Origin of the sequence: Nocardiopsis sp. NPDC006139 (assembly GCF_040614155.1) — a bacterium.
GTDB classification, from domain to species: Bacteria; Actinomycetota; Actinomycetes; order Streptosporangiales; family Streptosporangiaceae; genus Nocardiopsis; species Nocardiopsis changdeensis.
On sequence record NZ_JBEXTT010000025.1, the window covers coordinates 19,738 to 45,710 of the forward strand.

A 25,973-nucleotide genomic window follows, 5' to 3' on the forward strand; every position below is an offset into this window, starting at 1 on the left:
CGGGGACCCGTGGCCGTTCCCGGCCACGGGCGCGCCCCGCGTCCACCGGACGGGTCCCCCTCTCCCCTCTTTCCGTCCCTCTTCTTCTCCCCGTCCGCTCCGCCGCCGTCCTCAGCGGCCCGGGCCGCCGTGCGCCGCGGCCTCACCGTCCACCGGGTCCAGCCGCACCGCGCAGGTGAGGCGACGGGTGTGGTCGACGGTGCGGGCGGGGCCCGCCAGGTCCACGGGGAAGGTGTGGCGGAGGTCCTCGGAGGACGCCGCCAGCGACAGCTCCAGCCGGCCCGGGTCGACGGCGCGCACCCCGTCCGGCCCGGTGTAGGAGGACTGGTCGGCGTGGACGGTGAAGTCGACGGCGCGCGCCTCCCCCGGCTCCAGGTCGATCCGCGCGTAGCCCACCAGCCGCCGTACCGGCAGCGCCACCCGTGCCACCGGGTCGTGCAGGTACACCTGGACCACCTCCGTCCCGGGCAGGTGGCCGGTGTTGCGGACGGTGCAGCCCACGGTCACCTCGCCGTCGGTGGGGACGGACACCGGGGCGCCGTCGAAGGGGCGGCCGCCGACCCGCGGGTCCTCCCAGGAGAAGGAGGTGTAGGTCAGGCCGTGCCCGAAGGGGTGGCGGGGAGTGGGGTCGACCGAGCTGACCTCGCTGCGCCGGGCCAGGGGCGCGCCCAGGTAGGTGGCGGGCTGGCCGCCGGGGGAGCGCGGGACGGAGAGGGGCAGCCGTCCCCCCGGGCCGATCCGGCCGGACAGCACCCCGGCGATGGCGGAGGCGCCCTCCTCCCCGGGCATGAACGCCTGCACGACCGCGGCCGAGGCGTCGGCGACCGCGCCCAGGGCGTAGGGGCGGCCGGTGACCAGGACGGCGACCACGGGGGTGCCGGTGGCGACCAGCGCCTCCCACAGCTCCTGCTGGACCCCGGGCAGGCGCAGGTCCTCGGCGTCGCAGCCCTCGCCCGAGGTGCCGCGGCCGAACAGGTCGCTGCGGTCGCCGAGCACCACCACGCACACGTCGGCCTCCCGGGCCGCCGCCAGGGCGGAGTCGAACCCCTCGGTCCCGGGCCCGTCCACGGAGCACCCCTGCGCGTGGACGATCCGGGTCTCGGGCAGCTCGCCGCGCAGCGCCTCGTGCACGGTGGGGACGTCCACGCCCAGCGGGGTGCCGGGGTGGTTGCGGCCCACGTGGGCCGGGAAGGTGTAGCAGCCGAACATGGCGTCGGGGGTGTCGGCGAGCGGCCCGACCAGGGCCAGCGTGCGCGGGGCGGCCAGCGGCAGGACCCCGCGCGGGTTGTCGAGCAGGACGATGGAGCGCTCGGCCAGCGCGCGGGCGAGGGCGCGCTGCTCCGCCGGGTCGAGGTCGACGGGGGAGTCGTCCGGGTCGGGCGACCAGCCGGGGTCCAGCATGCCCAGCGAGCACTTGTGCAGCAGGACGCGGCGGGCGGAGCGGTCGACCAGCGCCTCGTCGAGCTCTCCGGCGCGGACCAGGGCGACGAGCCGGTCGCCGTAGCAGTGCGGGTCGGGCAGCTCGACGTCCACGCCGGCCTCCAGGGCCAGGGCGCCCGCGTGCCCGGGGTCCCCTGCGACCCGGTGCACGGTGTCCAGGAAGGTGACGGCGAAGTAGTCGGAGACGAGGGTGCCCTCGAACCCCCAGCGGTCGCGCAGCAGCCCGGTGAGCAGCCGGCGGTCGGCGGCGGCCGGGAGCCCGTCGTTGTCGTTGTAGGAGTTCATGACGGACCCGGCGCCCTCGCGTACGGCCGCCTCGAACGGGGGCAGGACGACGTCGGCGAACTCGCGGGGGCCGACGGACACCGGGGCGTGGTTGCGCCCGGCCCGGGAGGCGGCGTACCCGGCGAAGTGCTTGAGGGTGGCGATGACCCCGGCCGACTGGAGCCCGCGCACGTAGGCGGCGCCGATGGTGGCCACCAGGTAGGGGTCCTCGCCGATGGTCTCTTCGACGCGGCCCCAGCGCAGGTCGCGGGCGACGTCCAGGACGGGGGCGAGCCCCTGGTGGACGCCGAGCCGGCGCATGGTCCCGCCGATGCCCGCGGCCATGCGCTCGACGAGGCCGGGGTCGAAGGCGGCGCCCCAGGCCGGCGGGACCGGGTGGATGGTGGCCCGCCAGGCGGCCAGGCCGGTCAGGCACTCCTCGTGTGCGATGGCCGGGATGCCGAACCGGTTGGCGGCCATGACCTCGCGCTGGCTGCGGGCCAGGGAGGCGCGGCCCGCGACCGGGTCCACCGGGGCGGTGCCGAAGGGCCGGGTGAGCTGGCCCAGGCCGTTCTCGATCACCTTCTCCCAGGCGAGGGGTTCACGGGAGGCGTCGTGCTGGTGGGGGGCGACCGGGGCGCCGGAGGCGTCGGCGCTCACCCAGACGCCGTTGAGCTGGGCCGCCTTCTCCTCCAGGGTCATGGCGGCGAGCAGGTGGTCGACCCGCTCGCCGTCGGGCAGGGAGGTGTCCCGCCAGGCACCGTCCAGGGGTTCGGGGGGTGGGGTCATCGGGAGGTGCCCTTTCCGTGGTCCAGAAAGTTTCGGAAGTTTTATCGAAACCAATGGAACGAGAATGTACGTTCGGCGGGCAGTCGGGTCAAGGAGAGAAGAGAGGTGAATCACAGGGCGTGCGACTGCCTGGGGAAAACTGCCTGTTCATTACGGTATGTAGACGAAGGTCCCTTGAGTGTCGACGGGAGTGTGCTCCGAAAATTTCGGAGCCCCGTGGCGGCGGGGGCGCCCGCTCCGCCCGAACCGGACAGATGACACACTGCGGGCGTGGGAATCACCGAACGCCTTCACGAGATCGGGCGGCCGATGGTCGCCGAACAGCTCGCGCACCCGACCGTCGCCGGCATCGCCCGCGGCGACCTCGACGACCGCGCCTTCCGCTACTGGCTGGAGCAGGACCACCTCTACCTGCTCGACTACGCCCGCGCCTTCTCCCGGCTGGCCTGGCAGGCGCCCGACGCGCACCTCGCCGACCTGGTGGGCATCGCGCACAGCACCCTCAACGAGGAGCTGGAACTGCACCGCTCCCTGTCCGGGGAGTTCGGCGCCGACCTCACCACGCGCGACAAGGGGCCGGCCTGCGCCGCCTACACCGCCTGGATCATCGACGCCGCGGCCGACTACCGCGACGGCCTCGCCGCCGTCTACCCGTGCATGTGGGGCTACAACCGATTGGGCATCGCCCTGGCCCGGAACCGGCCGGCCGAACCGCGCTACCGCCGCTGGGTGGACACCTACGCCGACCCCGGGTTCACCGAGCTGACCGAGCGGTACGGGCGGATGCTGGAGGAGGCGGACCCCGACCCCGAGCGCGCCGAGCGCTTCTTCCGCGAGGGCATGCGCCACGAGCTCGCCTTCTGGGACACCCCGTACACCGGCTGACCCCGGCCCCTCCCCCGCCTCCGCCCCGACGGGAAAGGGGTGCGGGCCGTCGGCCCGCACCCCCGTGAAGCCGCCCGGTCAGGGGTTGATGACGGCCTCGACGTCGGCGAAGCGGTCGATCTCGCAGCCGTTGCTCTTGTTGAACTCGGTGTCGACCTCGGTGTCGCCGATGTGGCCGGTCACCCGGACCACCTCGGGCCCGCCGATCTGCATCGTGCACATCATGTCGGTGGTGTCGAGCAGGAACGGGTCGGTCCCGACCTCCCCGATCTCCGCGCACGCGGCCTCCGGGTCGGGGTGGTCGCCGCCCTCGGGGGAGCAGGTGAGCGTCCACACCCCCTCCTCGAAGCCGGATTCGGGGGAGAGGCCGCCCTCGTCGCTGAGGGAGCGCTCGATGGTCAGTTCGGTGGCGGAGCCGCCGTCGGGCGCCTCCTGGGGGGATTCGGTACCCTCCTCCTCCGCGGAGGGGGCATCCTGGTCGGGGGCGGAGGGACTGGATTCGTCGGACCCGGGCGCCGGGGCGCCCACCTCGGCGGGCTCGTTGCCGCAGGCCGTCAGGAGCAGGCCGAGGGCCGCGAGCGCGGCGAGGCGGGTCGGCAGGGCCGTCGCGATGGTGTGCTGAGCCATGACGCTTGGACGCCGCCGCGTCACACACGGTTCCCTCCCCCCGGGAGAAATCTCCGGAGGATCTCCGGAGCGGACGGATCTGATGGAGGTCATGGATGTTCGGCAACGTGCCCGAGGTCGGCGTCACCGAGGTGCCCGAGGACGGCTACCTGCTCGACGTACGCGAGAACGACGAGTGGGAGGCGGGCCACGCGCCCACCGCCGTGCACATCCCGCTCGGCCTGCTCAACACCCGGGCCGGCGAGATCCCGCAGGACCGCAAGGTGTACGTGGTCTGCCGCGCGGGCGGCCGCTCGGCCCAGGCCGTGGCCGCGCTCAACAACGCGGGCTGGAACACGGTCAACGTCGCCGGCGGCATGCAGTCCTGGGAGCGCGCCGGACTGGACATGGAGGCCGGCTCCGACGCCGAACCGAGGGTGATCTGAGTCGCATCGGGGCCGGAAAGCGATCGGATTGCCCAAAGCCCTGCCCCGCGGGGCCCTCGGGTGGCACTATGACGTCGTGAGTTCCGAGCGCGCGCCCCTCAGCGCCGAAGCCGTGCTGGCCTCGTCGGCGGACGCGGTGGTCGGTCTCGACAGCGAACTCCGGGTGTTCCTGTGGAACCCGGCGGCCGAGCGACTGTTCGGCTGGCGGGCCCGCGAGGTGCTCGGGGGCGCGCTGCCGATCGTCCCCGCGGAGCTGAAGGCCGAACACGGCGCGGTGCTCGAACAGGTGCGCGCCGGCCCCTCCCTCACCATTCACAGCCGTCGCGTGCGCAACGACGGCACCCCGATCGACGTGCGGATCAGCACCGCCGCGCTGCCCGCCGACGACGGCGGGCACGCCGGCTGGGTGCTCACCCTCTACCCCACGGACAACGAGGCGCAGGCGCACACCGCCGCCATGGAGCGCGCCCGCCTGGTGCGCCGCCTCACCGACGTGGTCGTCGACATCAACGCCGACCTGAGCCTGCAATCGGTGCTCGACCGCATCTCCAGCGCCATCACCGAGCTCACCGGGGCCGATGCCGGCGGCTTCGTGCTGCTCAACGAGGACCGGGTGGAGCTGGTGAGCATCACCCGGCTCTCCGACGAGCTCCAGGGTTACAGCGCCCCGCTGGAGACCAGCCTGTTCGGCGAGCTGCTGCGCAGCGGCAAGTCGGTGCTGCTCGCCAACGAGGACACCCGCGGCCTACAGGACCTGGTCTGGGCCGACCTGCCGGGACTGCACACCATCGCCCTGTGCGCCTCCAACGTGCACGGCCGCCCCTACGGCGGCCTGTACGCGCTCTACAGCCAGCGCCGGGTCGGCCACGTCGAGCTCGAACTGCTGGAACTGCTGGCCGCCCACGCCGGGGTGGCCATCGGCAACGCCATGGCCTACGAGGAGCTCAACCACCAGCGGGTCCACGAGCAGGCGGTGGCCGACTCCAGCGCCGACGGCATCGCCGTGCTGGACTTCGGAGGCCGGGTCCGCAAGTGGAACCGCTCCGCCGTCGAGCTGACCGGCTACCCGGCCGAGGTGGTGGAGGGCCGCCACCCGCCGTTCCCGATCCCCGCCTGCCACGGCCGCCCCATCAAGCACCGGCTCAAGGACGGGCGCTGGCTGGAGATCCTCATGGCCCGCATCCCCCGCACCCACGAGTGGGTGGTGGACTTCCGCGACATCACGGCGCAGAAGGCCATGGAGGACGAGCGCGAGGCGTTCCTCGCCACCACCGGCCACGAGCTGCGCACCCCCATCACCGCGATCCACGGCTTCGCCACCACGCTGATCCGCAAGTGGTCGCGGATGAGCTCGGAGGCCCAGCGCGAGGCGGTGGGCAACATCGTGGACCGGTCCACGGCGCTGACCCTGCTGGTGGAGCGGCTCAGCCTCGGCTCCGACGCCTCCCGGGGCGAGCTGGACGTCAACCCGGTCCCGTTCGAGCTGCCCCGCGTGCTGCGCCAGGCCGTGATGACGTTCCGGTCCCTGTCGGACCGGCACGACGTGGTGCTGAGCGCGCCCGAGGGCCTGCCCACCGTGTTCGCCGACCCGCTGGCCACCGGCATCATCATGGACCAGCTGCTGGACAACTCCATCAAGTTCTCCCCCGAGGGCGGCACGGTGCACGTCGCGGTGGCGGTGGAGGGCGACGCCGTCGCGGTCTCCGTGGACGACGACGGCCCCGGCCTGCGCCCGGGAGACGAGGAGCGGGTGTTCGACCGGTTCTTCCAGGGCGGGGTGCGCGGCGACCGGCGGCGTTTCGGCGGCCTGGGACTGGGGCTGTACATCGTGCGGAAACTCGCCCAGGACCAGGGCGGGGACGTCACGGCGCGCAGGCTGGAGCGCGGCACCCGCATGTGCTTCACCCTGCCGCTGCACCGGGGCGAGGGCCCCGGCCCCCTCGGGGACGGCGACGACGGCGCGGTCGTCGAACCGCCCGGGGTGGCGGCGGTCCGGGTCGGCGTGACCGGACGGGAGGCGCCCCAGGGGCCACCCGCGCCCCAGGAGTCGCCGAAAATCTCAACCGGCCCCGAACCCCTTCCACGTCAGCGATCCACGCGCCCCAAGGCCGGCCGACCCGTGTGATTCACCGGGGCGTTGGTTTCCGTTCGAGGTGATCGGGGCATTTCCACCCCTGGCGGAATTCGCCGTCACACAACGGGCGGGTTCCGGACCGCACCAGAGCACGAACGCGCAGGGACGAAAGCCGTGTCAGGAGATCACACCCCGTTCGACCCGGGGGAGCACCCCACCAAGGTCGAACGGCACGTCATCCTCCCCTACGTCCCCACCACCGTCATGGACGCGCGCCGCCGGCTGGGTGACGACCTGCGCTCCCTGGGCGTCGCCGAGGAGTGCATCGACGACGCCGCCCTCATCATCAGCGAACTGGTCAGCAACGCGCTGCGCCACGCCAGCCCCCTGCCCACCCCCGCCAACCCGGCCAACAGCGTCGGCGTCGCCTGGCGGGCCGAGACGGACGCCTCCGGCCCCGGCGGCTGGCTGGAGATCTCCGTCCGCGACGGCGGCTCCACCACCATGCCCCGGGTCGCCGACCCGGGCACCGCCGGCCTGGGCGGGCGCGGACTGGGGATCGTCCAGCACCTGGCCGGGCGCTGGGGCACCGAGATGGACGCGACCACCACCACGGTCTGGGCCGTCCTGGACCTGCCCGCCGAGGACGTCGGCCGCGCCGTACGGGAGGCGGGCGCCGAGGCCGGCACCGCCGCACCGGCCGCCGGGACGACCGGCCGGGCCCGGGACCCGCGCGCCGGCGGCCCCGTGGTGTCGCTGCCCTTCACGGTCCACGACGGGGGACGCGCCCGCGGCGCCCTGCTCTGACCGCTCTGAACCCGCCGCCCGCACGGCCCGTTGCCGGGGCGCCGGGAGGGAACGTGACCGATGTCGCGAAACACCGTCAACGAGGTGGCCCGGCCAGGACCTGGCCGCTACAGTCACGACTGTGGAGTTGAAGATATCGAGCCGATCTCAAGATGACCTCGCGGTGGTAACCGTCGGAGGCGAGATCGACCTGTACACGGCACCCCGATTGCGCGACGAGCTCATCACGGCCCTCGACGAGGGGGCCCGGAGGCTGGTCATCGACATGTCGTCGACCGAGTTCTGCGACTCGACCGGCATCAGCGTCCTGCTCTCGGCGATGAAGCGCTCCCGCGACAAGGGCGGCGACCTGGAGCTGGTGGCCCCCAAGCCGGCCGTCATGAAGGTCCTGGAGGTCACCGGCCTGCACGAGGTCTTCGTCATCCACCCCGACACCGACGCACTGCCGGTGGCCGCGGGGACCGGAACAGCCCCGTAGGCCGGACCGCGGTGACACGGGGCGAAGTCGGCGGACCCGGAGCGGCGGGGGTCGCCGTGGTGATCGCGGCCAAGGACGAGGAGGCCCGCGTCGGGCGCACCGTGGCCGCCGTCCGGGCGCTGCCCGGGGTGGACCTGGTCGTCGTGGTCGACGACGGGTCCACGGACCGCACCTCGGAGGTGGCCCTGGAGGCCGGCGCCCGGGTGCTCCGGCACAACCGCAACCGGGGCAAGGGCGCGGCGATGGAGACCGGGGCCGAGGGCGTCCGGCTCATCGAGGAGCACGAGGAGGGCGCCGACGGGATCCGCCCGCCCCGGCACCTGCTCTTCCTCGACGCCGACCTGGAGGCGTCCGCCGCCGGGGCGGCACCGCTGGTGGAGCCGGTCGTCGAGGGCAAGGCCGACATGGCCATCGCGCTGTTCCCCGCCACCCGGCTGCGCCTGGGCGGCCACGGGTTCGTGGTGCGCCTGGCCCGCGGCGGCGTGCGCCGGGCGACCGGGTGGGAGCCCGAGCAGCCGCTCAACGGACAGCGCTGCATCACCCGCGCCGCGTTCGAGGCGGCCCGGCCGCTCGCCCCGGGATTCGGGGTGGAGACCGGGCTGACCATCGACGTGCTGCGCGCCGGGCTGCGGGTGATCGAGGTCGAGGTGCCCCTGGAGCACCGGGCCACCGGCACCGACCTGCGCGCCCAGCTGCACCGGGCGCACCAGTTCGTCGACGTGCTGCGGGCGCTGGCCGCCCGCCGGGTGCGACCCGCCGTACGGCGTGTCCTGTCCGGAGGCCGTGGCAGGCGGGGATAGGAGACCCTTTCTCCGCGAAATCGCCGATAGTGACACCGCTGGCGCTCTCGGTGGCGATACGCTCACAGAATGTTCACCATGATCCTGGCCGTCGCGGGCGTGCTCACGGGTCTGGGCGGACTCGCCCTGGGCGGGTACGCGCTGGCCAGGGCCCGCGCCATCGATGCCGACACCCGTGTGCTCGCCCAACGCGCCGCCGCCTCCGCACAGGTCGGCGGCACCGACCCGCTCGCCGTGCGCGACATGGCGGTGCTCCACTACGACGCCCTGGAGGAGATGTCCGGGGCGCGCTCCTTCTCCCTCGCCCTGCTCAACGGCGACGGCGACGGAGTGGTCGTCACCTCCATCAACGGCCGGACCGAGTCGCGCACCTACGCCAAGGCCGTGGTGCGCGGCGAGTCCGAGACCCTGCTCAGCCCGGAGGAGTACCGCGTCGTGCGGGCCGCCCGGCTGGGCGAGGGCATCGGCACGACCGTGCCCGCCCCGCGGGTCTCCGGCCCGGTGGTCGCCGAGGACGCCGAGGACCCGGTCACCGTCGTCCCCGACCCCGAGGCCCCGGAGCCCGGCGGGGAGGCCGTGGAGAAGGGGGACGCCGAGCCGGCCGGGGAGAAGAGGGACATCGTCGCGGTGCCCGACATCGACGCCGACGACACCGACCCGCAGTCCCGCACGGGCCTGCGCAGGGCGCCCGCGCCGCGCAGCGGCCCCGAGTGACCGCCCCGCCGTCCCGCGTGCGTATAGCCTGAACACCATGCCCAACCGTTACGCCTACCTCGGCCCCGAGGGCACCTTCACCGAGGCCGCGCTGCGGGCCCTGCGCCCCGACGCGCCCGTCGCCGCGCGCGTCCCCTGCGAGGGGGTCGCCGCGGTCTTCGACGCCGTCCGCTCCGGCGCGGTCGAGGGCGGCGTCGTGCCCCTGGAGAACTCGGTCGAGGGCGGCGTCACCTCCACCATCGCCGAGCTCATCAACGGCGAGCCCCTGGTCATCAGCGGAGAGACCGCGGTCCCGGTGGAGTTCGCGCTGTTCGCGCGGCCCGGCGTCACGCTGCACGACGTCAAGACGGTGGCCACCCACCCGCACGCCCTGGCCCAGTGTCGGGGCTGGCTGGCGCGGCACCTGCCCGACGCCGAGACGCACACCGTCTCGTCCACGGCCGCCGCCGCCCGCAGCGTCTCCGAGCCCGGCGCGCCCTACGACGCCGCCATCTGCGCCGTCATCGCCGGTGAGCGCTACGGGCTGCACGCCCTGGCCACCGGGGTGGGCGACCGCGCCGACGCCGCCACCCGGTTCATCTACCTGTCCCGGCCGGGCCGCCCGACCGCGCCGACCGGCGCCGACCTGACGTCGGTGGTCGCGTTCATCGCCGACGACCACCCGGGCGCGCTCATCGAGGTCCTCACCCAGTTCGCGGTGCGCGGGGTCAACCTCACCCGGCTGGAGTCGCGTCCCACCGGCGACGGGCTGGGCAGCTACTGCTTCTGCATCGACGCGGAGGGGCACGTGGCCGACGCGCGCGTCGGCGAGGCCCTGATGGGGCTGCGCCGGGTCTGCCGCGACGTCCGCTTCCTGGGCAGCTACCCGCGCAGCGGGCGGGCCACCGAGCTCGACCCGCCGCTGCGCCCCCGACCCGCCACCGAGGCCGACTACGCCGAGTCGGAGCGGTGGCTGGCGCGGATCCGCTCCGGCGGCGTCGACTGACCTCCCCCGGAGGGCCACCCGGGTTCAGTCGTCCAGGACGTCGCCGCCCTCGGCCTCGAACACCCACTCCTCCGCCGCGGCCCGGCGCAGCTCCAGGTAGAGCGCCAGCCGCAGCGCGGTGTCGCGCGGCCGCTCGGTGTCGAGCGCCTCCAGCGCGGCGCTCAGTTCCTCGGTGGTCATCTCGCTCAACGGTTTCACTGCCGTCCCCTCCCCGGAACCGGTGATGTCTCATCGTGAGGACGTGGTGACACCGCGTTCATGACGCGAACCCGGAAAAGATGTCGGCGGGGGCCGGACCGAACGGTAATCTGCAAGACGTGATCGACCTTCGCGCTCTCCGAGAAGACCCCGAACGACTCCGCGCCTCGCAGCGCGCACGCGGGGAGGACCCCTCCGTCGCCGACCGGCTGCTCGAACTGGACTCCGAGCGGCGCTCCGCGCTCACCCGGTTCGAGACCCTGCGGGCCGAGCAGAAGAGCGTGGGCAAGTCGGTCTCCAAGGCGTCCCCCGAGGAGCGCGAGGCGCTGCTGGCCCGTGCCAAGGGGCTGGCCGCCGAGGTCAAGGCCGCCGAGGCCGAGGCCGACCGCCTCGCCGCCGAACTCGACCGGGCCGTGGCCGCGGTGCCCAACCTCGTCGAGGAGGGTGCCCCCGAGGGCGGTGTCGACGACTTCCGGGTGCTGGAGACCGTCGGCACCCCGCGCACGTTCGACTTCACCCCGCGCGACCACCTGGAGCTGGGCGAGAAGCTCGGCGCCATCGACATGGAGCGCGGCGCCAAGGTGTCCGGGGCGCGCTTCTACTTCCTCACCGGGGTCGGCGCCCAGCTGGAGCTGGCGCTGCTGAACATGGCCATGAACCAGGCCGTCGCGGCCGGGTTCGTCCCGATGATCCCGCCCGTCCTGGTCAAGCCCGAGACCATGGAGGGCACCGGCTTCCTGGGGGCCCACGCCGACGAGGTGTACCGGCTGCCCGCCGACGACCTCTACCTGGTGGGCACCTCCGAGGTGCCGCTGGCCGGGTACCACGCCGGGGAGATCCTGCCCGCCGACGCCCTGCCCAACCGGTACATCGGCTGGTCGCCGTGCTTCCGCCGGGAGGCGGGCTCCTACGGCAAGGACACCCGCGGCATCATCCGGGTGCACCAGTTCAACAAGGTGGAGATGTTCGTCTACACCCACCCCGACAACGCCCACGAGGAGCACAAGCGGCTGCTCGCCTGGGAGCGGGAGATGCTCGACAAGCTGGAACTGCCCTACCGGGTCGTGGACATCGCCGCCGGCGACCTGGGCACCAGCGCCGCCCGCAAGTACGACTGCGAGGCGTGGGTCCCGACCCAGGGGACCTACCGCGAGCTGACCTCCACCTCGAACTGCACCGAGTTCCAGGCCCGCCGCCTCAACGTGCGGTTCCGGGACGAGGACGGCAAGCCGCGCTTCGCCGCCACCCTCAACGGCACGCTCGCCACCACCCGGTGGATCGTCGCCATCCTGGAGAACCACCAGCAGGAGAACGGCTCGGTCGTGGTCCCCGAGGCGCTGCGCCCCTTCCTGGGCCGCGACGTCCTGGAGCCGGTCGGGAAGTAGGCCGTCCGCGGAGCACACGAGGAGCCCGTCCCCGAGGATGAGGGGGCGGGCTCCTCGCGTGTGCGGGGCGTTCCCCGGAGGGGTCCCTACAGGTAGAGCCCGGAGCTGCCGTCCTCGCGGCCCGGCGCCCGGCCCTGGCCCTGCTCGGCCTGCAGGCCCGCGACGCCCGGGGGCAGGGCCTTGCGCATGTTCTCCAGCTGGGCGCGGGCCGCCATCTGCTGGGCGAACAGGGTGGTCTGGATCCCGTGGAACAGGCCCTCCAGCCAGCCCACCAGCTGGGCCTGCGCGATGCGCAGCTCGGCCTCGCTGGGGGCGCTGCCGTCCGCGAACGGCAGGGTGAGGCGGTCCAGCTCCTCGATCAGCTCCGGCGCCAGGCCGTCCTCCAGCTCCTTGATGGAGGACGTGTGGATCTCCTTGAGGCGGGTGCGGCTGGCCTCGTCGAGGGGCGCCGCCTTGACCTCCTCCAGGAGCTGGCGGATCATGCTGCCGATCCGCATCACCTTGGCGGGCTGCTCCACCATGTCCGCGAGCGTGCGGGGCTCCTCGTTCCCGTCGTCGTCCGCGTGCGGGTTCGCGCCCATGACCAGGACCTTGGGCTGCTCGTTCGGATCGTCCGTATTGCTCATGTGTCCCCTTACCGAATGTCGTCGACCGCGCCCGTCAGCGGGTGAGCAGGATCTTGCCGGTGTGCGCGCTCGATTCCATGACGTCGTGCGCCTCCGCCGCGTTCCGCATCGGTAGGACGCGGTCCACGACGGGGCGGATGGCTCCTTGTTCTACCAACGGCCATACCTGCTCCAGTACTCCCGCGACGATGGCCGACTTCTCGTCCCCGGGGCGCGAGCGCAGGGTCGTGGCGTGCAGGGAGAGGCGCTTGGCGAGCATGCGGCCCAGGTCGGCCTCGCCGGAGCGGCCGCCCATCAGCCCGATGATCACGAGGCGGCCGCCTGTGGTCAGGGAGCGCAGGTTGGCGTCGAGGTAGGAGCCGCCGATGATGTCGAGGATCAGGTCGGCGCCCCCGGCCTCGCGCATCCGGGCGGCGAAGTCCTCGGTGCGGTGGTCGATGGTGATCTCCGCGCCCAGCTCCCGGCAGGCCGCCAGCTTCTCCGGGCTGCCCGCGGTGACGGCCACCCGGGCCCCCAGGGCGCGGGCGAACTGGATCGCGAACGTGCCGATGCCGCTGCCGCCGCCGTGCAGGAGCACGGTCTCGCCGCTGCGCAGACCGCCCACCATGACCAGGTTCGACCACACCGTGCAGGCGACCTCGGGCAGGGCCGCGGCCTCGACCAGGTCCACACCCGCGGGGATCGGGAGCAGCTGGCCGACCGGCACGGCCACCTTCTCGGCGTAGCCGCCGCCGGACAGCAGGGCGCACACCCGGTCGCCCACCGCCCAGCCGGAGCCCTCGGTGCCCGGGCCCAGTTCCAGGATGGTTCCGGAGCACTCCAGCCCCGGGTATTCGGACGCCCCCGGCGGCGGCGGGTAGGTGCCCTGCCGTTGGGCGACGTCGGCGCGGTTGACCGCGGTGGCGGCCACGTCGACGAGGACCTCCCCGTCGCCGGGGACGGGATCGGGGACCTGGGACCAGGCCAGGACCTCGGGTCCGCCCGGTTCGGTGATAAGGATCGCGTGCATGGGAACGACCGTATCCGCTGCGGCGGCCGGTTCCCGGCGGTGGCCGGAAGTGGATCGTGTTCGAGAAGGGATGGGGGATGCTTCGGCGGGCCGCGGCGGGTAAGAGTGAACCCAGGGAGCGACCCCCGCTCCCCGGCGGGGTACCCCTCTCCCTCCGCAGTACACCCCCTTCACGCAGGAGAACTCCGGTGTCACACCAGGATCAGAACGGGACGGACGCAGGCTCGGTGTCCGAGGAGTCGGAGGTGTCCCCGTGGCGGCGTGCGGAGGACGGGCCCGACGAGGCCGGGGCCCCCGTCACCGAGATCGCCTCGCGCAGGCCCGCCGCGCCCTCGCCGCGCGAGCAGTGGTTCGGCGGCGACGCGCCGCCTCCGCCGCCCTACGCGGCCCCGATCCCGCTGGAGACCCCGATGGCCCCGGCGCCGCCCCCTCCCGTAGAGGCGGACGGGGCCACCGGGGCGGACGGGGCCTTCGGGGCGGCTGCGGCGGACGACGATGACGACGACGGCGAGGACGAGGTGCGGTCCGACACCGTCCGGCTGATGCCGCGCATACGCGAGCGTCCGGCCCGCCCGCTGCGACGGCCCGCGCACCCCGGTCCGGACGGCGGGGCCGACCCGCTGGCCCCGCGCGACCTGCGCCGCGACGCCGACGTCCCCGAACCCGAACAGCTGCCGCCGCTGGAGGCGGGCGCCGCGGACCCGGAGCCGCCCGCTCCGCCGGCGCCGCAGGCGGGGCCCGCGGGGCCCGCGGAGGGCCGGGACCCGGCCGCCGCTCCCCCCGTCGCCGCGTCCCCCTTCACCGGGACCGGGGTCCCGCAGCCCCCGGCCGCCCCGGGGCCTGCGGCGCAGGCGTCCCCGCTGCCCGGGGTGCCGCCGACCCCGCCGGTGCCGGGGATGACCGGGGAGCGGCAGACCTCCGACTCCCTCAACGCCGCCACCCTGGTCCGCAACCGGCACCAGGGTCCCAGCGGCGGGTGGCGGCGCGCCGTGCACACCGCCACCCTGGGGCTCATCAACCCCGGCGAGTCGCCCAAGGTGCTGCGCCGGCGCGAACTCATCGCCCGCGCCTGCACCCCCGTCGCCACCGGCCACCACCGGGTCGCCGTCCTCAGCCTCAAGGGCGGGGTCGGCAAGACCACCACCACGGTCGCCCTCGGTGCCACCCTGGCCTCCCTGCGCGGCGACCGGGTGCTGGCCGTGGACGCCAACCCCGACCGGGGGACCCTCTCCGACAAGGTGCGCCTGGAGACCGCGGCGACCATCCGCGACCTCCTCAACGAGCGCCACCTCGTGTCCCGCTACGCCGACATCCGCGGGTTCACCTCCCAGGCGCCCAGCCGCCTGGAGATCCTCGCCTCCGACCGCGACCCGGCCGTGTCCGAGGCGTTCGGCGACGAGGACTACCGGGAGGTGGCCCGGATCGTCGAGCACTTCTACTCCATCTGCATCACCGACTGCGGGACCGGGCTGCTGCACGCCGCCATGCGCGGCGTCCTGGGCCTGGCCGACCAGGTCGTCCTGGTGAGCTCCGCGTCCGTGGACGGGGCGCGCAGCGCCAGCGCCACCCTCGACTGGCTGGAGGCGCACGGCCACGAGGGGCTGGTGCGCGACGCGACCGTCGTACTGTCCATGGTGCGCTCCGACAGCAAGAGCAGCGTGGACCTCGACCGCCTCGAAGGCCACTTCGCCGCCCGCTGCCGCGCCGTGGTCCGCGTCCCCTGGGACGGCCACCTGGAGGAGGGCGCCGAGGTGGACCTCGACCGGCTCGCACCCGCCACCCGCGACGCCTACCTGCGGCTCGCCGCCACCGTCGGGGAGGGATTCGCCCGCCACGGGTGACGGTCCGAGGATTGACGGCCCCCCTTACCGACAATGAACCGGGAAGAGGGGGGTCGAAGGATGAGCGAACGGAAGCGTCCGCCGGCGGTGGTCGTGGGAGTGGACGGCACGTCCGGCGCCCGTGCCGCACTGGCGTGGGCGGTCGGGGCGGCCGCGCGGCGCCGGGTCCAGCTGCGCATCGTGCACGGGCTGGGCCCGGAGGCGGTCGTCGGCGCCGCCGCCGTGGGCCGAGGGACCGCGGGGCGCGGGTCGGCGGGCGAGGCGCGCGCCTCGGCGCACGAGCTGCTCACCGAGAGCGCCGAGTACGCCCGCCGCGCCCGCCCCGACGTCGAGGTGATCACCGTCCTGGCGGTCGCGGACGCCCCGGCCGTCCTGTTGGAGGAGGCCCGCCGCGGCGACGTCATCGCGGTCGGGTCGCGGGGGCTCGGTTCGGTGCGCGCCATCATGCTCGGCTCCATCGGCGTGCGCACCTCCGCGCACGCGCCCTGCCCGGTCGTGGTCGTCCCCGACGCCGAGCCCCGCGGGTACCGCGGACGCGTCGTGGTCGGGGTGGACGGCTCGCCGTCCTCGCGGCGGGCCCTGCGCTTCGCCCTGGAGGAGGCGCTGGCCACCGACGCCTCCGTGGTCCTGGTTCACGCGCTGGGGGAGGACGCGCCCGCCGCCGACGCGGCGACCGGCGACGAGGCGCCCGACCGGCGGCCGGATGAGGTCGTCGACGGGGTGCTCGCCGACGTCGTGGACGAGCGCACCGGACACCTCGACATCAGCGCCGTGCGCGTGCGGGCCGACCCGGTCCGGGCGCTGCTCGACGCGGGCGCGGACGCCGACATGGTCGTCGTCGGCTCGCGCGGCCGCGGCGGAGTGCGCGGCCTGGTCCTGGGCTCGGTCAGCCAGGGGGTGCTCCACGACGCGGGGATCCCGGTGGCCGTCCTGCCCCCGGGTTCGGACGGGGCCGACGGACGTCCCCCGAACCGGTGACCTTGCGCCCTGTGCCGTTCCGGGGCCCATGGGGTGTACTCGGTGATGATGGGTGCCTAGAGGGGGTTGTCACATGGTGAACGAGGACCGCACACCGCGCGTGGTGGTGGGCATCGACGGATCGGACAACGGGCAGGCCGCCCTGGAGTGGGCCGCGGCCGAGGCGGACCGCCGGGGGGTGCCGCTGCGGATCGTGCACGCCCTGGGCATGCCGCTGATCGTGTCCGCGTACGGCGGCCCCGCCCGGTTCGAACCGACCGAGGAGATCCAGGGGCAGGCCACCGAGGTGCTCCAGGACGCGGTGGCGCACGTGGCCGAGGGGCGGCCGGACGTGCGCACCGAGACCGTCACCGCCCTGGAGGAGGCGCCGCTGGCTCTGCTGCGCCAGAGCCACCGGCACGACCTCCTGGTGGTGGGCACCCGGGGGATGGGCACCGTCAAGTCGATGTTCGTCGGCTCCGTGAGCATCCGGGTGGCCGCCCAGGCGCCCTGCCCGGTCGTGGTGGTGCCCTCGCAGGGGGGCGGGCCCGCGACCACGGGGCTGAAGCGGATCGTGGTCGGCGTCGACGGGTCCCGCAACGGCCGCCGCGCCCTGGGCCTGGCGGTCGCCCTGACCGCCGAGACCGAGGGCGAACTGGTCGTGGTGCACAGCTGGGAGGTGCCCTACCCGTACGACCCGGTGGCGATGACCGCGGCGGGCTACCAGCCCCAGGAGGACCTGTTCGAGAAGCAGTCCGAGGAGCTGGTCGCCGAACTGCTCGCGGAGGCCATCGACGAGCAGCGCGACGACGTGAACATCGACGTCACCGTGGTGCGCACCCAGAACGGGCCCGTGAACGCCATCCTGGAGGCCGCCGAGGGCGCGGACGCGATCGTCGTCGGCTCGCGCGGCCGCGGCACCGTCCGGGGCCTGCTCCTGGGCTCGGTCAGCCAGGGGGTGCTCCACCACTCCGAGATCCCGGTGATCGTGCTCCCCAGGCACGCCGACGAGGACTGAGCGCACGCCCCGGCGGGAACGCCCCGCCGGGGCCGCCGCTTCCGCGCGGCGGTCGGCGCTCCGAGCCCCGTGTCTCCGGCGCTACCGGGCCTCGTACTCCAGGCAGAAGGGGTGCCCGGCGGGGTCCGAGTACACCCGGAACCACACGCCGGTCCCGTTCTCCTCGGTGCGCAGCAGCGTCGCGCCCATCTCCAGCACCCGCTGCTCCGCCGTGTCGATGTCCTCCACTCAGATGTCCATGTGGGCCTGCTGCGGCCGCTCCGGATCCGGCCACCGGGGCTCCTTGAGCCCCTCCGCCGGCTGGAACGCGAGCACCGGCCACTGCTCCCGGTCGCCGATGACCACCCACCCCTCGTCCCGCAGGGTGACGGGCCGCCCCAGCAGCTCCGAGTAGAACCCCGCCAGCCTCTCGGGGTCGGGGCAGTCGTAGACGAATGTGTGCAGCCGTCCGATCATGACGGCAGCCTTTCACGGCCCCCTCGGGGGCCAAGCCCTTTCCGCGGCGCGGCCGGGGACCGGGCGCCCGCCGCCGGGGTCCGGCCTCAGTCGTCGATCTCGATCCCGCGGGCCCGCAGGACCTCCTGCAGCTCCTCGTTGAGAGCCTCGGCGAACTCCACGCGCTTGAGATTCGGCAGCAGGTCGAGGTCCTCCAGCGAGGCGATGGCGAACAGGTTGTCCTCACCGTCCCAGACGGGGGCGCACTCCTGGTAGACCTGGTTCCCGCCGTCCAGGCACAGCTCCTCCACGCCGGCGAGGAGCTCGTCACTGATCTCCAACCGCTCGAAGAACTCCCGTGACTGCGGGACGACCTTGTAGGCGAGACCGTTGTTGTACGCCCAGTCCCAGGGGTCGGCGCCCAGGCCCTGCTCCTCGAGGACGGCGGCGAGGCTGTAGGCGGGCGTCAGCACCTCGTCGGTGTACATGAGCTGCTCGACGACGGCGAGCTTGAAGTTGAAGTCCTTGAACCTGGTCATGGCGCGACCCTAGCCGGTCCCCCCGACGCCCCCGCCGCCCCGCCCGGCCGGACGCCGCCGGTCCGCGCACCCGGCTCCCGGCCCCGCCGAACACGAAGGGCCGCCCGCTCGTCGAGCGGGCGGCCCTTCGCCACCGCGGAGGGTGTGGGATTTGAACCCACGAAGCCCCGTCAAGGACTTGGTGCTTTTCAAGAGCACTGCACTCGGCCGCTATGCGAACCCTCCCGGCGACCCCGCGGGTCTCCGCGAGTCATCGTAGCCGACATGCCCCGCCGGTACGCGCGGGCCGGGGAAGTCGCCGTGCGACGAGTGGCGCATTTCGGTTACTCGCGAGTAACATTCGGGGCATGGCAAACATGAACGCCGAGACGGCGGAGATGGTCAAGTCCGGTTTCCTGGCCGCGGTGCCCTTCGCCCGCACGCTCGGCCTGTCGTTCGAGTCCCTCGACTTCGGCCGGGCGGTGATGAACCTGCCGGACAGGCCCGAGCACCACAACCACATCGGCGGCGCGCACGCCGGGGCGATGTTCACCCTGGCCGAGTCCGCCTCGGGCGCCATCATCATCGGCACCTTCGGCGACACCATGGACCGCGCGCTGCCGCTGCCCACCAAGGCCGAGATCCACTTCCTCAAGATGGCCACCGGCGACATGACCGCCGAGGCCGTGCTGGGCCGCCCGCGGGACGAGGTCGTCGCCGAGCTCGACGGCGGTCAGCGCCCCGAGTTCCCCATCGACGTCGAGATCAGCATGGCCGACGGCACCGTCACCGGCAAGATGACCATCACCTGGACCCTGAAGCCGAACCGCCGGTGACACCCGCCCCCACAGCCACATCCTGAACACGATCGGCCCTGGTCGCACCCCGTTCCGCGGGGCCGCCCGGGGCCCGTCGATTTGTCGGCACCGCTGGGTAGGTTGACCCTGACCACGCCGACGAGGAGGCAGAGATCGTGAAACTCCGTGTGGACCGCGACGCGTTCGCCGAGGCCGTCGCCTGGACGGCGCGCGCCCTGCCGAACCGCCCGGCGGTGCCGGTGCTGGCCGGGATGCGCCTGGAGGTCCCCGACGGCGGTTCCGCCCTGCACCTGTCCGGGTTCGACTACGAGGTCTCGGCCCGCTCCTCGGTTGAGGTGCTGGCGGAGGAGGCCGGCGCGGTGCTGGTCCCCGGCCGGCTGCTCGCCGAGATCGTGCGCAACCTGCCCGGCGGCTCGGTGCACATCGACACCGACGGAGCCAAGGTGCGGATCAGCGGCGGCGCCGCCCGGTTCACCCTCATCACCATGCCGCTGGAGGACTACCCCACCCTGCCCGGCATGCCCGAGCGCATCGGCTCGGTGCCCGCGGACACCTTCGCCGAGGCGGTCCGCCAGGTCACCCCCGCGGCGAGCCGCGACGACACGCTGCCGATGCTGACCGGCGCCTACCTCGACTTCACCGGCGACACGCTGAGCGTGGTGGCGACCGACCGCTACCGCATCGCGGTCCGCGACCTGTGGTGGAAGCCGCAGGACCCGGCGGTCGACACCTCCGCGCTGGTGCCCGCGCGCACCCTGCACGACATGGTGCGGGGCGTCATCGGCGGCTCCAACGTGGAGGTCGCGCTGTCGCCGGGCGGGGCCGGCGGCCTGGCGCCGGGGGAGGGCGCGATCGGCTTCGAGAACGGGGACCGGCGCAGCACCACCCGGCTGATCGACAGCGACTTCGTCAAGTACGCCTCCTGGTTCCCCGCGGAGTTCTCCTCGCGGGCCGAGGTGGCGGTGGCGCCGCTGACGGAGGCGGTGAAGCGGGTGGCGCTGGTGGCCGACCGGCACACCCCGCTGCGGCTGGTGTTCACCGAGGGCGAGGTGACGCTGGAGGCGGGCTCGGGCGAGGACGCCCAGGCGGTGGAGGCGATCGCCGTGGACTACCAGGGCGACCCGCTGCGGGTGGCGTTCCGCCCCGACTACCTGATGGACGGCCTGTCGGCGATCGCGACCGACTCCGCCCACCTGAACTTCACGGAGCCGACGAAACCCGCCGTGTTCACCGATGTCCCTGCGAAGGAGGGCGAGGCACCGTCCTTCCGGTATCTGGTACAGCCGTTGCGGGTGTCCTGATCAGGGGATTCGGGCCTTATCCACAGCTTGCCGCCGAGTTATCCACAAGGTTTTCCACAGGGTGGCGCCCAGCCTGTGGATAACCCGGGGTGATCGGTCCCGGGAGGACCCGAATCGCCCCTGATGTGCTCTCGCATTTCCGCTTTGACGTGCAAGAACGACTTCGGCGGCGATTCTGTGCACAGCCTGTGGAAAACTTCGCGGGATCGGCCTCTTTTTGAGGTCGGAAAACGTACAAAACGGGGCAATTCACTTGAGCCGGTTGGACCGGGTTCTGTCACTCACCAGCGGGCAGAGTGGACGAACCCCCACCGGTTACGGACGTCTCCAGGCCGAGCTGCGCCTGCCGTCCCCGCTGGTACCCCGCCCTGGCCCCGGCCGCGCTGTGCGTCCGTTCGGGCCGGTGCTTGCGCAGCTGCGGGAACTGCTTCTGGAACTCCTCCTGGACCCGGTGCACATCGGCGCGCAGCACCAGCTCCGCACCCCGGGAGGGCGCCGCCCCGCCCTCGGCGGAACCGCCGCCCGCGCCGGTCGGGCGCGACATCTCCTGAAGCCGGCGCCGGAACTCGCGGATGCGCTCGGCCACCGCCTGCCCGTAGGCCCGCACGAACGACCGGTAGTACCGCTTGCGCTCGGTCTCCAGCTCGGACCGCGTGTAGTTGCGCAGCTCCCGGATGTCGGCCACGTGCCCCGAGCTCATGAACTTCGCCGACGACTCCATCTGCATGGAGATCGACGGCATGAGCATGCGCAGCGCGTCCAGCGCGCTCGCGGTCCCCACCAGGATGAGGATCCGGTCGGTGTTCTCCGAGGAGTTGCCCCGGACCGCCGACTGGCACCCGTAGGCGGCGGCGATGTCGGCCAGCGCCCGGACCCGGGCCTTGCCGTGGCCGCCCACCCCGGACACCGTGTAGTCCATGCGCCCGATCGCGTCGGGTTCCTCGCCCCGCTCCGCGCGGGCCTCGGCCTCCGCGATCGCATGGCGGGTCATCAGCTCGGCGGCCTTGGCGGTGAACGCCTGGCTCTCGGCATCGGTGACCGAGGGGTCCTCCGCCATGCGGAGGAGCCCTCGGACCCGCTCGACCATCTTCTGACGAGCTGCTTCAGTCATCGGCGCCCGGTTGCTCCCGTAGGTGTGTTCTCCTTCTTCCGCGACTGGGCGGAAAACACCGAGCCTACTTCTTGTCGCCGAGTACCATCGCGATCACGCCGACCGTCGCCCAGATCGCCAGGGCGGCGAACAGGCCGCCGAACAGGCTCAGGGAGAGGATCCCGTAGCCCACACCGCCCACGACGGCCGGCACGGCCGCGTAGCGGAAGGGGTAGTTGGCCGCGTAGCGGCGGCCGCGCCGGTCGGACTTCTTGCTGATCACGCCGCCGACGCCGCCGACGAGGGAGAAGAAGATCACGGCCGCGCCCAGGCCCGACATGACGGCGGGGAGCAGCCCGCCGCCCAGGTTGAGCAGGAAGAAGAGGGCGCCGCCAGCGGCGCCGCCCAGCACAGACGTCGTCCAGGGCCAGATCATCGTCGCCGAGGCGACGGGAGTGAATGCGTTACCGCGCTCCAGCGTCATGTCCACCGCTCCAGTCCGTTCGCGTGACGACCGCTCCGGACGGGCCGTCTCCACCAGCATGCATTGCCCCGGTCCGCGCGCACATCAGGGCACATCCCTGACTTACCCCGGAGTGTCCGCGGCCGCACCCCGCGGGTGCGGCCTGTGGATGTCCGGGAGAGCGCGGACCACGAACGGTCAACGAACGGCCGGCCCCGGGAGTGCCCGGCCCGGCACGGCACCGCCGGTCCGCCTTCGCGCCGGCCGCCCGCCGTCTCCTACGGGCCCCGTCCGCCGGACGGTCTCCCGCCGCGGTCCGGACCGCACACCCTGAGGAGTACCCCAGCAGGACCGGGTGGAGCGCACCATGGGCGGGAGCGCGCCGGGTGCCTAGCGTTCTCCGTATGACCCTCCCCGCGCCCGCCCGCCCCGCCCACCCCGTCCGCCCGGCCCACCGGGGCGGCCCCGCCCGCGCCCTCCGCGGCGCGTCGGCGCTGCTCGGGGCCTGTGCGCTGCTGCTCCTGTCCGCGGCCCCCTCGGCGGCCGCGGCGGTCGCCTTCGCCCCGCCTTCCCCCGCCGGGGCGGGCCCGGCCACCCCTTCTCCGGAGGCCGTCGACGCCCTGGTGGAGGACTACCGGGAGGCGACCGGCCTGCCCGGGGCGGCGGTGGTGCTGACCCACGGCACGGACATCGTGCACGTCGGCGGTTACGGCACCACCCCGGACGGCGCCCCGGTCACCGGCGGCACGCCCATGGCCATGGCGTCGGTCAGCAAGTCGTTCACCGCGCTGGCGGTCCTCCGACTGGCCGAAGCGGGGGAACTGGACCTGGACGACCCGGTGCGCGAGCACCTGCCCGAGTTCACGATGGCCGACCCCCGCGCGGAGCGGATCACCGTGCGCCAGCTGCTCGACCAGACCTCCGGCATGTCCGACGCCGAGTTCGCCTCCTACAGCCGGGGCCGGGAGACCCTCACCCTGCGCGAGTCGGTGGCCGACCTGCGCGGCGCCCGCCTGGCGGCCGAGCCCGGCACCCGCTGGGAGTACCACAACCCGAACTACCAGGTCGCCGCCCGCCTGGTCGAGGTGGTCGGCGGTCGGCCCTTCGCCGACCACCTGAGGGAGGAGGTGTTCGCCCCGCTCGGCATGGACGCCACCACGACGATCGACACGGACCTGGACCTGCCCGCCGGCGCCCGGGGCCACATCGTCGTGCTCGGCCTGGCCCTGCCCGCGGACGAGCCGCCCGGGTTCGGGAACGGCTCCGGCGGGGTCGTCAGCACCGCCGAGGACATGGGGGCCTGGCTCACCGCCCACACGGAAGGGGGCCGCGGGCCGGACGGGGCGGAGACGGGCCTGCTGTCCCCCGAGGGCTTCGAGGCGCTGCACACCCCCTCCGAGGCGTCCGGCTCCTACGCGCTGGGGTGGTCGCTGGGGCGGACCGCGTCGGGCGCGCGGGTCGTGGAGCACAGCGGGCAGATCATGACCGCCACCTCCCACCAGGCCCTGCTGCCCGACAGCGGGCACGGCATCGCCGTCATGGCCAACACCGGCACCTCCGGCGCGGGGGCGAGCGGGCTGGCCGACGCGCTCGTCGAACTCGTGGACTCCGGCGCGGCCCCGGAGCGGCCCGGGGCCGAGGGGGCGTGGGCGGCGCGGACCGACGCGGTCCTGCTCCTCCTGGCCGCCGCGACCGTCCCGCTCAGCGTCCGCGGGGTGCGCAGGGCGGGCGGATGGGCGCTCGCGCGCTCGGGCCGGGCGCGGTGGGCGACGGCGGCGCGCCTGCTGCCGTACGCCCTGCCGCCGGTCTCGGCCGTGACCCTGCACGAGGTGCTCGGATGGCTGTACCAGGGGCGCGACATGGCCTGGTTCCAGCCGCCCTACCTGTTCCCCGCGTTCTGGGCGGCGCTGGTCGTGTGCTCCCTGGGCTGCTGCGCGGTGCTCGCGGCCCGGCTCGCGCGCCTCGCCGCGCCGGCGGGGCCGGGCCGACCCGGGGACCCGGGACGGTCGTCGGCCGCGGGCGTGCGCACCGACGGCTGAGGACGGCCTCGGAAACCCCCGGCCCGGAATCCCCGCGCGGGGCCCGGCGCCGCCGGCGTCAGCCCGCCGTCTCCACCGACCTCTGCAGGTCCGCCACCAGGGCCGGCCACGCCGTCCGGAACGCGGGCAGCAGCGGCAGCGCCTCCGCCGCCGTCACCGGGACCCACCGGACCTCGATGCTCTCCGAGTTGGCGGGGGAGAAGGGGGCCAGCTCCGGCACGCTCAACAGGAACGTGTCGTACCGCCACACCGCCAGGTCGTGCTCGTGCGTTCCCACCACCGTGTACCCGCCCAGGTCGCCGGAGATCTCCTCGCGGAACTCCCGCACCGCGGCCTCCAGCGGTGTCTCGTCCCGGTTGCGCGCACCGCCGGGGATCCCCCACATGCCGCCCATGTGCGTCCACTCGGCCCGGTGCTGGAGCAGCACGTGTCCGGTTCCGGCCATGTCGGTTCCGTACAACAACAGCCCCGCGGCACCGTAGACTCCCCAGCGCCTGGACCCGTCCGGCAGGTGCACCCAGCCGTTGCCGTCGCCGTCCTCCATCAAGCCCTCCTGAATTCCCACGCGTCCCGCCCCCGCGCGCCGACCACCGTCCGCGACCGGGGGCCGGACACGGAAAGCCGCACCTCGTCGCGGTCCCTCCGTTCCCTACCCTCTACCCTTCTGAGAACCGATGGCCCGCTCGACGACTTCCGCAGCCCTGTTGCCCGTGTACGCGCTCGGCCTGGCCGCACGCTACTGGGTCCCCCTCCTGTGCGTCCACACCGTCGGCATGCTCGTGCACGCGGTGCTGATGCGCGGCCTGGTGCGCCTGGCCGACGTCGAGCAGACGCTCTCCCTGACGGGCCTGGGCCTGACCCTGCTGGTCACCCTCGTGACGTTCGTGATCATGTTCCAGCTGCTGCGCCCGGGGCTGCCCGTGATCGACTCCGAGCTGCGCTCGGAGGTGGTCCGGGAGGACCGGCAGCGCGGGTTCGTCGAACGCGAGCGCCGCGTGGTGGACGGGGTCGCCCTGGCGATCCTGCCGTTCCTCCTGTTCTACGCCGCCTGGGGCCTGATCCGCGAGCAGTACGACATGTACAGCATCGCCCTGCTCAACACCGGCGGCCTGGAGGCGTTCCAGGCGCCCGTCAACGTGCCCTGGTACGGGCTGCCGCTCATCGTCGCCGTCTCCGCGTGGCTGCTGCGCAAGCTCTGCTCGCACTTCTACCGCAAGGGGCACAGCGCCCTCCTGGGCATGCTCACCGCCCTGTTCGAGGGCGTGTGGGTGTTCATGTTCCTGTTCTCCCTGGGCATGGCGATCACCCAGGCGGAGGCCTGGGTGACCGGCCGGGTCTTCTGGGTGGAGATGCAGACCGGGGCCAAGGACCTGTTGAACGGGGCCGGCGCACTGGTCGGCCAGCCCGAGCTCTACGCCCGCATCCCGGTGTGGTGGGCCAAGGCGTGGAAGGCGGTCTCGACGGGGTTCGTGGGCCCGCTGCTGTGGCTGACGATCGCTGCGGTCGTCTACCGCGCCCAGGTCGACGACCACGACAGCGTCTTCGAGGAGCACCGTGTCCGCAACGGCCTGGACCGGGCGGTCAACCGGCTGGCCGGCACCGGCCGCTTCCTCGACCGGTTCGTCCGCAACGACCTCAAGGAGCAGATCTACCCCTGCCTGCACGCGCTGCGCTTCGTCCTGCGCGTGGGCCCGGTGTTCTACCTGTCGTACTCCCTGTGCTTCGTGCTGCTGGAGGTCGCGTTCACACAGCTGCACCGGCTGGTGTTCGTCCTGGCGGGCCCCGGCCCGCTGCACGCCGAGTGGTGGCCGCTGCTCCAGCCGATCGACTTCGTGATCGGCTCCCTGCACATGCTGCTGCGGGTGTGCCTGCTGGCGGCGGCCTTCGAGGTCGCGCTGCGCAAGGCGGAGGAGGACAGCGTCGGCCGCCGGGTGCGCCGGGTGGCGACGCACGCCCCCTCCGGCGGCTCCCGCCACGCCGGCTGACC

25 protein-coding genes, 1 tRNA gene and 1 pseudogene are annotated in these 25,973 nt (G+C 73.7%); 16 read left to right on the plus strand and 11 right to left on the minus strand.

The annotated features are described in order from the left end of the window. Positions 1 to 111: 111 nt before the first annotated feature. Positions 112 to 2,493, minus strand: a complete 2,382-nt coding sequence (locus ABZ249_RS26845; protein ID WP_355268301.1) for a glycoside hydrolase family 3 N-terminal domain-containing protein — start codon at positions 2,491 to 2,493, stop codon at positions 112 to 114. A gap of 270 nt (positions 2,494 to 2,763) precedes the next feature. Here ABZ249_RS26845 and ABZ249_RS26850 point away from each other — a divergent pair, with 270 nt between their 5' ends. After that, positions 2,764 to 3,378: a transcriptional regulator gene (locus ABZ249_RS26850; RefSeq protein WP_355268303.1), complete on the plus strand. Its 615-nt coding sequence runs from the start codon at positions 2,764 to 2,766 to the stop codon at positions 3,376 to 3,378. A 78-nt stretch (positions 3,379 to 3,456) separates the two neighbouring features. Here the strand turns inward: ABZ249_RS26850 and ABZ249_RS26855 are convergent, their stop codons facing one another. Next, positions 3,457 to 4,005: an SSI family serine proteinase inhibitor gene (locus ABZ249_RS26855; RefSeq protein WP_355268306.1), complete on the minus strand. Its 549-nt coding sequence runs from the start codon at positions 4,003 to 4,005 to the stop codon at positions 3,457 to 3,459. A 95-nt stretch (positions 4,006 to 4,100) separates the two neighbouring features. Here ABZ249_RS26855 and ABZ249_RS26860 point away from each other — a divergent pair, with 95 nt between their 5' ends. From ABZ249_RS26860 to pheA, 7 genes are all read left to right on the plus strand, one after another. After that, on the plus strand, positions 4,101 to 4,430 hold the full coding sequence (locus ABZ249_RS26860; RefSeq protein WP_220564088.1) for a rhodanese-like domain-containing protein: 330 nt from the start codon (positions 4,101 to 4,103) through the stop codon (positions 4,428 to 4,430). A gap of 76 nt (positions 4,431 to 4,506) precedes the next feature. Continuing rightward, positions 4,507 to 6,555 carry an ATP-binding protein gene (locus ABZ249_RS26865; RefSeq protein ID WP_355268309.1) on the plus strand — a complete coding sequence of 683 codons (2,049 nt, stop codon included), beginning with the start codon at positions 4,507 to 4,509 and terminating at the stop codon, positions 6,553 to 6,555. 123 nt (positions 6,556 to 6,678) lie between these two features. After that, complete coding sequence (locus tag ABZ249_RS26870) at positions 6,679 to 7,311, plus strand: ATP-binding protein (RefSeq protein WP_355268312.1); 633 nt, start codon at positions 6,679 to 6,681, stop codon at positions 7,309 to 7,311. 121 nt (positions 7,312 to 7,432) lie between these two features. Beyond that, positions 7,433 to 7,789: an STAS domain-containing protein gene (locus ABZ249_RS26875; protein ID WP_355268315.1), complete on the plus strand. Its 357-nt coding sequence runs from the start codon at positions 7,433 to 7,435 to the stop codon at positions 7,787 to 7,789. 11 nt (positions 7,790 to 7,800) lie between these two features. Beyond that, positions 7,801 to 8,589: a glycosyltransferase gene (locus tag ABZ249_RS26880; protein ID WP_355268318.1), complete on the plus strand. Its 789-nt coding sequence runs from the start codon at positions 7,801 to 7,803 to the stop codon at positions 8,587 to 8,589. Positions 8,590 to 8,658: 69 nt separating this feature from the next. Beyond that, positions 8,659 to 9,303: a DUF4446 family protein gene (locus tag ABZ249_RS26885; protein ID WP_355268321.1), complete on the plus strand. Its 645-nt coding sequence runs from the start codon at positions 8,659 to 8,661 to the stop codon at positions 9,301 to 9,303. Positions 9,304 to 9,340: 37 nt separating this feature from the next. Continuing rightward, positions 9,341 to 10,288 carry a prephenate dehydratase gene (gene pheA, locus ABZ249_RS26890; protein ID WP_355268324.1) on the plus strand — a complete coding sequence of 316 codons (948 nt, stop codon included), beginning with the start codon at positions 9,341 to 9,343 and terminating at the stop codon, positions 10,286 to 10,288. Positions 10,289 to 10,312: 24 nt separating this feature from the next. On the opposite strand, the gene ABZ249_RS26895 is transcribed toward pheA, so the two are convergent. Continuing rightward, positions 10,313 to 10,468: a hypothetical protein gene (locus ABZ249_RS26895; protein ID WP_355268517.1), complete on the minus strand. Its 156-nt coding sequence runs from the start codon at positions 10,466 to 10,468 to the stop codon at positions 10,313 to 10,315. A 137-nt stretch (positions 10,469 to 10,605) separates the two neighbouring features. On the opposite strand from ABZ249_RS26895, the gene serS reads away from it, so the two are divergent. Further along, on the plus strand, positions 10,606 to 11,871 hold the full coding sequence (gene serS, locus ABZ249_RS26900) for a serine--tRNA ligase (protein WP_355268327.1): 1,266 nt from the start codon (positions 10,606 to 10,608) through the stop codon (positions 11,869 to 11,871). An 86-nt stretch (positions 11,872 to 11,957) separates the two neighbouring features. Here serS and ABZ249_RS26905 read toward each other — a convergent pair whose 3' ends face one another. After that, positions 11,958 to 12,497, minus strand: a complete 540-nt coding sequence (locus tag ABZ249_RS26905; RefSeq protein ID WP_355268330.1) for a bacterial proteasome activator family protein — start codon at positions 12,495 to 12,497, stop codon at positions 11,958 to 11,960. Between the two features lie 34 nt (positions 12,498 to 12,531). Next, positions 12,532 to 13,506, minus strand: coding sequence for an NAD(P)H-quinone oxidoreductase (locus ABZ249_RS26910; RefSeq protein WP_355268333.1), 975 nt, complete (start codon positions 13,504 to 13,506; stop codon positions 12,532 to 12,534). Positions 13,507 to 13,694: 188 nt separating this feature from the next. On the opposite strand from ABZ249_RS26910, the gene ABZ249_RS26915 reads away from it, so the two are divergent. The 3 genes from ABZ249_RS26915 (at position 13,695) to ABZ249_RS26925 (ending at position 17,322) form a co-directional block, all read left to right on the plus strand. Next, positions 13,695 to 15,347, plus strand: a complete 1,653-nt coding sequence (locus ABZ249_RS26915; protein WP_355268336.1) for a MinD/ParA family protein — start codon at positions 13,695 to 13,697, stop codon at positions 15,345 to 15,347. Positions 15,348 to 15,407: 60 nt separating this feature from the next. Continuing rightward, positions 15,408 to 16,325, plus strand: coding sequence for a universal stress protein (locus ABZ249_RS26920; RefSeq protein ID WP_355268339.1), 918 nt, complete (start codon positions 15,408 to 15,410; stop codon positions 16,323 to 16,325). Between the two features lie 73 nt (positions 16,326 to 16,398). Next, positions 16,399 to 17,322, plus strand: coding sequence for a universal stress protein (locus ABZ249_RS26925; RefSeq protein ID WP_355268342.1), 924 nt, complete (start codon positions 16,399 to 16,401; stop codon positions 17,320 to 17,322). An 81-nt stretch (positions 17,323 to 17,403) separates the two neighbouring features. Here ABZ249_RS26925 and ABZ249_RS26930 read toward each other — a convergent pair. From ABZ249_RS26930 to ABZ249_RS26940, 3 genes and pseudogenes are all read right to left on the minus strand, one after another. Next, positions 17,404 to 17,778: pseudogene (locus ABZ249_RS26930) on the minus strand (VOC family protein). 86 nt (positions 17,779 to 17,864) lie between these two features. Beyond that, complete coding sequence (locus tag ABZ249_RS26935; RefSeq protein WP_355268345.1) at positions 17,865 to 18,296, minus strand: hypothetical protein; 432 nt, start codon at positions 18,294 to 18,296, stop codon at positions 17,865 to 17,867. A 136-nt stretch (positions 18,297 to 18,432) separates the two neighbouring features. Continuing rightward, positions 18,433 to 18,521 (minus strand) — tRNA-Ser (locus ABZ249_RS26940). A gap of 131 nt (positions 18,522 to 18,652) precedes the next feature. Between ABZ249_RS26940 and ABZ249_RS26945 the strand changes: the two genes are divergently transcribed. After that, positions 18,653 to 19,111: a DUF4442 domain-containing protein gene (locus ABZ249_RS26945; RefSeq protein ID WP_355268505.1), complete on the plus strand. Its 459-nt coding sequence runs from the start codon at positions 18,653 to 18,655 to the stop codon at positions 19,109 to 19,111. Positions 19,112 to 19,248: 137 nt separating this feature from the next. Beyond that, the gene (dnaN, locus tag ABZ249_RS26950; RefSeq protein ID WP_355268348.1) at positions 19,249 to 20,394 is read left to right on the plus strand and encodes a DNA polymerase III subunit beta; all 1,146 of its coding nucleotides are present in this window, start codon (positions 19,249 to 19,251) and stop codon (positions 20,392 to 20,394) included. A 277-nt stretch (positions 20,395 to 20,671) separates the two neighbouring features. On the opposite strand, the gene ABZ249_RS26955 is transcribed toward dnaN, so the two are convergent. Together ABZ249_RS26955 and ABZ249_RS26960 are read right to left on the minus strand one after the other, a co-directional pair. Next, positions 20,672 to 21,481, minus strand: coding sequence for a DUF2786 domain-containing protein (locus tag ABZ249_RS26955; protein WP_355268508.1), 810 nt, complete (start codon positions 21,479 to 21,481; stop codon positions 20,672 to 20,674). Positions 21,482 to 21,569: 88 nt separating this feature from the next. Beyond that, positions 21,570 to 21,968 carry a hypothetical protein gene (locus tag ABZ249_RS26960; RefSeq protein WP_220564102.1) on the minus strand — a complete coding sequence of 133 codons (399 nt, stop codon included), beginning with the start codon at positions 21,966 to 21,968 and terminating at the stop codon, positions 21,570 to 21,572. A 383-nt stretch (positions 21,969 to 22,351) separates the two neighbouring features. Here ABZ249_RS26960 and ABZ249_RS26965 point away from each other — a divergent pair, with 383 nt between their 5' ends. Next, on the plus strand, positions 22,352 to 23,986 hold the full coding sequence (locus tag ABZ249_RS26965) for a serine hydrolase domain-containing protein (protein ID WP_355268351.1): 1,635 nt from the start codon (positions 22,352 to 22,354) through the stop codon (positions 23,984 to 23,986). Between the two features lie 58 nt (positions 23,987 to 24,044). Here the strand turns inward: ABZ249_RS26965 and ABZ249_RS26970 are convergent, their stop codons facing one another. After that, entirely contained in the window at positions 24,045 to 24,530 is a 486-nt protein-coding gene (locus ABZ249_RS26970) for an NUDIX hydrolase (protein ID WP_355268354.1), read from the minus strand. Between the two features lie 130 nt (positions 24,531 to 24,660). On the opposite strand from ABZ249_RS26970, the gene ABZ249_RS26975 reads away from it, so the two are divergent. Then, positions 24,661 to 25,971, plus strand: coding sequence for a hypothetical protein (locus tag ABZ249_RS26975; protein ID WP_355268357.1), 1,311 nt, complete (start codon positions 24,661 to 24,663; stop codon positions 25,969 to 25,971). The last annotated feature ends 2 nt before the right edge of the window (positions 25,972 to 25,973 follow it).